This is a genomic window from Mesorhizobium sp. M2A.F.Ca.ET.039.01.1.1 (assembly GCF_003998035.1).
Lineage (GTDB): Bacteria > Pseudomonadota > Alphaproteobacteria > Rhizobiales > Rhizobiaceae > Mesorhizobium.
Window position 1 is genome coordinate 23,582 of the sequence record NZ_RZRY01000018.1, and the last position, 6,709, is coordinate 30,290.

The window sequence follows — 6,709 nt, forward strand, 5'->3', positions numbered from 1 at the left end:
GTGAACAACGAGATTAGTCAGGCTTCGAGTCCTCTCGGCTGACTGGGCTGCGATGAGAAGCCACAAAACCTGTGAACCAGTTGAGCAGGAGGGAGAAGTTGTAGCCGGCGGCGGCGTTGAGGGCGTCGCCCTGCTGGCCGGCGAGGAGTTGCGGCTCATCCGGTGCTCAGCCTTGATGTGGCCGATGCTCTATGGGCTTGCGAGCGTGTGGCCGCCATAGGGATTGCCGGGCAGCGCTTTTTGCATGCAGGGCGAACTGGCCGCCCGGACGCTTCAGCGTGGTGGCCACCGACACCTTCCCCCCGAACTCGTAGGGCATATGCGCCTTCCCTTGCCAATGCATTCCACCTCGTGCGCGTGCAGGCAGTAGATCTTGCGGACGCGCTGGCGCTGACGTTGCTGGAGAACGGTGGCGGCCTGGTAGAGCGGCCATTTGAAGAGCGCGTCCAGCCCCGCATTGCCGGCGATCTGGCGACCAATGTCGCGAATGGTCCGGCCGACATAGTCTTGAGCCTGCGCAGCGCCTTGTTGGCCCGCTTGAACTGCTTGGCGTGGGCATAGCGCTGGTGGCTGATCAGCGCCAGCTTGCCGACCCGCACATAGCTCTGGCGCAAATGGAGGCCCGTCCTCTTGGCCAGCCGCACCAGCCGCTCGCGCGCCCGGTGGATGAGCTTGGCGTCGGTCGGGAACATGACGTTCTTCGGCTGCACGGTGGTGTCGGTCCTCGGACTGATCCGGGGATCACCTGGCGCGTGTCGGCCGGCTTCATCGCCCCGGTCTTGACCGCAAGGCTGAGTCTCGCCTGCAACAGCGCCACGATCCGCTCCTCGCCCATGCGGCTGCGCCAACGCGTCATCAACGAGCGGTCGAACGGCAGCGTATGGCAAAAGAACGTCTCCCGGTGAGATACTGGAAATAGGGGTTCTCCACCCAGCGCTCGCACAGCACCTCGTCGGACAGGTTGAAGGTGTGCTTGAGGATCGCCAGCCCCGCCATCAGCCGGGTCGGCAGCGGCGGCATGCGGGGGCCGTCCGAATAGACCGCGCCAAAACGCTCCTCCAGCATCGGGCAGTCGATCGCATCCGCCAGCCGCACCAGCTCGTGCTTCATGCTGATGATCTGGTCGAGCCTGGAGCGGAACAGGTCCTGCTCTCCCGTCTCGCGCTTCTCGCGTGGCCCCGACATTCGCCGTCCCTCGATTCGCCCGCCGCCGGCCGAGCGAATCACGTTTCGGTTACAGCGTCTATGAAGCGCCCCGCCCACTTGTCTGATTCTAGGAAGGCAGACTATGTACAAAGGGCCGATTCAATTTGAATTCTAGAACAATCGTCATGCCACTCCATATGTAGCAAACCATTTAGTATGCGAAGGATGCGACACTTCCCGCTCTCGGGACTGGTCAACATGAGCTGAAAAAGGAAGGCTGCGACTTCGCAAAGCCCGGCGTGAGACTGGGCTGCTTGCGGAGCCGTCATGCCTTTGATCATCTTGTCGCAAAAAGAGCTGCCGCTCACGACCGCATCGCTCTCGGCGAATCAAAGAGCACGGAAAACGTGTATCGGATCGGGCACACTCACCATCGTAAGCTGCCATGACAGGTCGAATGTTCGCAAGTGCGACCTCGGCAAGCTGCGAGGTGGCGACCTTTACGTACAATGGCGTTGTGTTGATGCTTCGGTGCCCTAGAAGATCGACGACCTCGTTGACCGGCCTTCACTGCTTGACGAGCTGGGTAGCAAGACTGTGGCGCAGGAGATGCGCACCTGCGACTCGCCCGAGTTCAACCCCGCCATGTCGCAAACGCGCATTTGAATGCTGCCACGGGCGGCGTGAAGGACAGGAACAGATACGGACTATCCACCTTCGGTCGAGCGCGCAGGACGTAGTCGGCGAGCGCGGCGCCGGTCTCCTCGAGCGGCGGCGCCACCCGATCCCGCTTGCCCTTGGTGCGCCGGACCGATACCTCGCCAGCACGCCAGTCGATATCCTGCAGCTGAATGGCGCGTAGCTCACCGTTGCGAATGCCCGTCGTGGCGAGTAGCAGCAGGGCTCGATCGCGCTGTCGACGGGCGTCGTTGCGCCGATCGCATCGATTGTCGCCGAAGGTCATCCCATGAAGACGCGGCGGCAAATGCGCCAAACCGCTTTGATGGGTCCGCGGCTTCGGTGCCGGCGAAGCCCTCCGCCTCTACCTGCTGGCCATCCAGGCCCAGAAGCAACTGGTCCTCGGGCAGGCCCTCCGCCCTTGGCCCGAAGCGATAGCGCTGCAACTCCTTGATGATTTGGCGGAGCCTCTCATTCTCCGCACGCGCGGCCAGAAGCATCGCCTGAAGCCAAAACCTCGAGGCGTTGACGGCTGAGCACGTCCTCGCTGCTGTCGAGCATCCGCTGTCGCTATCGGCCACCACCTCCCGCCAATGAGGCGTCCTTGGAACGACGCGGCCGAGATCCTGTCATGGTGGCCTTCGGATGTGAGAAGTCGCCGCCGTGCGCGTGATGCCAGGGCTCGCTTGGCTTGACCACGGCCCTGTCCGAAGGCAGCCTGTTCCAGGCGTTCGCCATGGCCCCTAGTGCAGCAGGTCCGTAAGTTCGCGCATGCGCAGAATGTGCGGGAGTGGCCGGCGCCGCGTCCTTCGTCACTGAATGGTTTGTGCCGCCGGCCGACAGATTAAGAGGGGGCGAACTCACCGCCGTTGACATCGATGATGGCGCCGTTAATGAAGTCGGAATCCGAGCGAACAAGAAACTTAATGACGCGGCTGATGTCTTCGGGCCTGCCGAGCCGGCCGATCGGGATCCGCGCGAGTGCAGCGCGGTTTCCGGGCCTCTCGGGCGGTCCCGTCATATTGCTTAAGACACGGCCAGGGCAGATCGTGTTCACCGTGATACCAAGCCCGGCGTATTCGCTCATGATCGACCGGGCGAGCCCTGCAAGCGCGCTCTTCGAGGCAACGTAGCTCGCTCCGGCGATCTTCGGCTGCGTACGCGCCGCGAGTGAACTGATCAGGACGATACGGCCTTGCCGGGCTTCCGCCATACCGGGCAACACCTCGCGGCAACAGAGGAAGGCGCCCGTGAGGTTCACCCGGATAACATCATCCCATTTGGCAAGCGGCATATGGCCGAGAGCGACACGCTGATCGTTTGGACCTTTCGGCGAGTAGCCAGCATTGCAGACAAGCGCGGATACCGTTCCCCACCGCTCGCGGACATTGGCGAAGAACCGGCAGACGCCGCGTTCGTCACGGAGGTCGACCGTGTCGGCGTGGATATTCCAAGCTGGAAAACGGGCGCGTAGATCGACAGCGGCAGCCTCCACCCGCTCTCTCGTCTGGCTGAAGAAAGCGACGCGCCAGCCAGCGTCGATTAGATGCGCGACGGTCGCAAACCCGATCCCGGTTGCCCCGCCGGTGACGACCGCAACGCCCATTGATTTGGTGTTTTCTGTCGTCATCAAACGGAACCCACGTCGCGCACGACGTTCTGGTCAACCGCGCCGCCGAAAAGGGAAAGAGCAGGATGGGCGTTGGGGGCGGCGACGACCTTGACTAGCCACGGCCTTTCAGAGGCGAGCGCCTCGAGAGCAGGCCCTATGTCGTCCGGTACCCTGACGACGGTCGCGCCGCAACCGCACGCCCGGGCGATTGCTGCGTGGTCGACTGGAGCGAAATGGCAGGCGCTCGTACAGGGTCCTAACGGCATTGCTTCGGCATGCCTTTGGAAGCCGAGCACGCCATTCTTTAGCACGATTACGACGACGGACACGCAGTTGCGTACCATCGGCGCGGCGGCGCCACAGGTCGATGTGTTGGAGGATTTGACAAAGAGCGTTGATCGTGACCGCAGCATGGACCACGAGGCACAGCGCCTCGTAGGTGCAACCGACCTCGGTTGGATCGACGCCGATATGGATGTTGCACGCGCCAGGCGTGATCTGGCGCCAACTGTCTGTTCCATTCTGGTTGGTGCGCGTTCCGACAGGCTCGCCTTGAAAGCCTCCGGAAGTGATGGCACGAGGATGGCCGCGGGCGGCCCGTTTTGGGTGGTAACCACTGCAATCCTGCTTAAGACGCGTTCAAAGTCGTCTGCCATGGCGCCCCCCATCTTCTCCTGCCGGTAGGCGAGCTGGCGGGATGCCAATCGTACCGCAGGCGAGGAGGACGGCAGACGGCAGGCTCTGGCCAAACAAGGGCTTCAACGCACGCGCGATCGCCTGTGCGACGGTTTCTTCCATGATCTAACCCGTGATAGTGTCGAGGAGCGCCGCGCGCTGAATTAGGAAGCGGTCGAAAGCATTTGCGACGAAGGCGATCTCATCCTCCCCCATCGGTGTTGAGAGGCAAGCGGCGGCCGCTTTGGGCAGAATGATGCCTTCCGTGGCGAAGAAGCGAGTTAATTCCGTCATCACGGCCACCTCCTGTAGGGTAAGGAAACTTTCTCGGAACTCTCGCGGCGGCTTGCGCCGCGGGTGAAGGCGAAAGAGGGAAGTGGCTCCAGTGACGCTGAAAGGGGCGCCGTGCCGCGCGATGATGCGTTCGAGCCCGTTTCGCAGTTTGTCCCCCAGCCGCTCGAGGTAATCGAAGGCAGCGCGGTCGAGGGCTTCCATCGCGGCGAGTCCTGCTGCCATCGAGAGCGGATTGGCTGAAAAGGTGCCGCCCTGCGGCAGAGCAGGACCGCCTGATGCGGCCTCGAAGACTGCCATCACCTCGCTGCGGCCTCCGATCGCGCCGATGGGGAGCCCGCCGCCAATGATCTTGCCGAGCGCGAAGAGATCGGGGGCGAGCCCATAGAGCGCAGAGGCGCCTTCGTAACCCTGTCGGAGGTTGAGAACCTCGTCGCTGATAACAAGGATACCGTGACGACGGGCCGTCTCTTGGATGGCGGATACGAAATCCGGCGTGGGCGAAATGAGCCCACTGCGGCTCGGCATGGGATCAACGAGGACGGCTGCGAGACGCCCTGCATGTTCCGTGATCAGCCGGCGCGCGCCCTCGGCGTTGTTGAAGCGCAAAATCACAACGTCATCGAGCACAGCTGGCGGCATGCCGCGATAAGAAAGAGTGGGCGCGGGATGTTCGGGATCGCCCCACGTTTGAGGCGTTGCAGCCTGGCTGACCTCGACCCAGTCGTAGGCGCCGTGATAGGCTCCCTCGATCTTGGCAATGGCGGGACGTCCCGTGAACGCCCGCGCCGCCTTAATCGCAAACATGACCGCCTCGGTACCGGTATTGACGAAGCGGATGCGGTCAAGATGCGGAATTCGGGCGCAGAGAAGCTCAGCAAGATCGATTTCAATCTCGGTCGGGTTGGCGAAGCAGCATCCGCTTCTGAGCTGCTGCGTCACGGCCTCGATCACGGGCGGGAAGGCGTGGCCATGGATGAGGGTCGTGAAGTTGCCGTTGAGGTCTAGGAGACGACGGCCATCAACGTCGACAAGAAACGCACTCTCTCCGTGATGCATGTAGCGGGGAATGGGATCGCGCTCGATAGTGATCCGCGTGGTGCCGTCCGGGAAAACCCTGCGCGCCCGGCCGAAAGTCTCGGCAGAACGGGGTCCGACGAGCGGAGGGGGGGGCAGGGCTGGTTGCTCTAACACCGCGGCTATCCTCTTGCTGTGGCCTGGGAATTACTCGCGCGACATAGCCGCCGCAAAAAATCAGAAGACAATTGTCCACCGCAGATAAGTTCAATTGCCTAGAGGTTCCCAGAAACAAAATTAGGTATCATTCACTTTGCGACGACCGCACTTGATTTTGCACTACAAGTTTCCTCTTCAATAGCTTCCCCTGGTGCGGCGACTTGAGGGGCTGATGATTGTCTTTGTTCACGGAAATGGAGAGATCGACCAACTGATTAAGTTCACCGCACGCTGAATTATCGCCTCGGTCCGGACACGGTCGGGTGAAGCGGCTATGACATGTCCCATGCGATCTCGATAGTCGCCTTTCCTCACGATAGGGGTATTGGGCTCGACACAAAATTGCACCTCTGCGACACCCGGTACAGCAGCAGCCTGACTGCCGCCATGGATCCAATCGACGATGCCATCACGGTCAGGAATTAGGACCCGGACGGCCACAATGTGTGAATGCCTTCTGCGCAAATCCCATTCGTGGCCGACGGCAAGCTTGATGTGTTCGGTGATAAGATCGACTCCATAAGCCAGCCGAACCAATTGAGAACCCGTCCCGCCCAAAAGTCGCGGATTCACTTCAATGACGACAGGGCCAAGCTTCGTCCACCGGAGTTCAACATTCGTGGGACCCCAGCCAAGGCCGAGAATTCGCAAGCAGCTCAGCGAAACGTCGGCGATTCGCTCGTGCTCGTCATCTGTCAGCGAGGCTGGCTGGGTGCCGCTATGAAAGACGAAATGCGGTGGGGGGCCGTAGTCAGCGGCGGCAATCGCAACGACCTCATTTCCCATTATCTGAGCGATATAATGCGGACCATTCGCGTATTCTTCAACAAGTATCCTCGGCGAAGATCGCCAAATGTGCTTCCCACCCAATAGGTAGGTGGTATGTTCGGCTAACTCATCGACGGTGCTGCATAATCGCACACCGATGCTGCCGCTGCCTATGGCTGGCTTCAGAATCACCGGCAGGCCGATCTCGGCGGCAGAGATTTCAACCTCCGCTGCATTCGCTGCTAAGCGATAAGCAGGTATTGGAATGCCGGCCTCCGCGAGGAGCTGACGTTGAGTAAATTT

Annotated in this window: 6 protein-coding genes and 2 pseudogenes; 1 reads left to right on the forward strand and 7 read right to left on the reverse strand. The window is 61.5% G+C overall.

The genetic code is table 11. From position 1 onward, the window contains the following. Positions 1 to 13 precede the first annotated feature (13 nt). The 5 genes and pseudogenes from EOA24_RS03425 to EOA24_RS44040 all read right to left on the reverse strand — a co-directional run bounded on the left by EOA24_RS03425 (position 14) and on the right by EOA24_RS44040 (position 3,849). Positions 14 to 1,185, reverse strand: a pseudogene (locus tag EOA24_RS03425) (IS5 family transposase). A gap of 595 nt (positions 1,186 to 1,780) precedes the next feature. After that, positions 1,781 to 2,110 (reverse strand): tyrosine-type recombinase/integrase, encoded by a 330-nt coding sequence (locus EOA24_RS42820; RefSeq protein ID WP_245501751.1) that lies wholly within the window; start codon positions 2,108 to 2,110, stop codon positions 1,781 to 1,783. Beyond that, positions 2,070 to 2,324 (reverse strand): annotated as a pseudogene (locus EOA24_RS03435) (transposase); the annotation flags it as partial. The pseudogene EOA24_RS03435 and the gene EOA24_RS42820, both read right to left, overlap by 41 nt. A gap of 344 nt (positions 2,325 to 2,668) precedes the next feature. Continuing rightward, on the reverse strand, positions 2,669 to 3,454 hold the full coding sequence (fabG, locus tag EOA24_RS03440) for a 3-oxoacyl-ACP reductase FabG (RefSeq protein WP_126080649.1): 786 nt from the start codon (positions 3,452 to 3,454) through the stop codon (positions 2,669 to 2,671). After that, positions 3,454 to 3,849 carry a thiamine pyrophosphate-dependent enzyme gene (locus tag EOA24_RS44040; RefSeq protein WP_348627502.1) on the reverse strand — a complete coding sequence of 132 codons (396 nt, stop codon included), beginning with the start codon at positions 3,847 to 3,849 and terminating at the stop codon, positions 3,454 to 3,456. The genes fabG and EOA24_RS44040 overlap by 1 nt, the downstream gene beginning before the upstream one ends. Between EOA24_RS44040 and EOA24_RS44045 the strand changes: the two genes are divergently transcribed. Next, positions 3,770 to 4,120: a hypothetical protein gene (locus EOA24_RS44045; protein ID WP_348526696.1), complete on the forward strand. Its 351-nt coding sequence runs from the start codon at positions 3,770 to 3,772 to the stop codon at positions 4,118 to 4,120. The genes EOA24_RS44040 and EOA24_RS44045 overlap by 80 nt on opposite strands. 117 nt (positions 4,121 to 4,237) lie before the next feature. Here EOA24_RS44045 and EOA24_RS03450 read toward each other — a convergent pair whose 3' ends face one another. Both EOA24_RS03450 and EOA24_RS03455 read right to left on the reverse strand, forming a co-directional pair. Further along, positions 4,238 to 5,596, reverse strand: coding sequence for an aspartate aminotransferase family protein (locus EOA24_RS03450; RefSeq protein ID WP_245466456.1), 1,359 nt, complete (start codon positions 5,594 to 5,596; stop codon positions 4,238 to 4,240). A gap of 228 nt (positions 5,597 to 5,824) precedes the next feature. Next, positions 5,825 to 6,709: ATP-grasp domain-containing protein (locus tag EOA24_RS03455; protein ID WP_127302631.1), on the reverse strand; the 885-nt coding region annotated here is incomplete at its 5' end.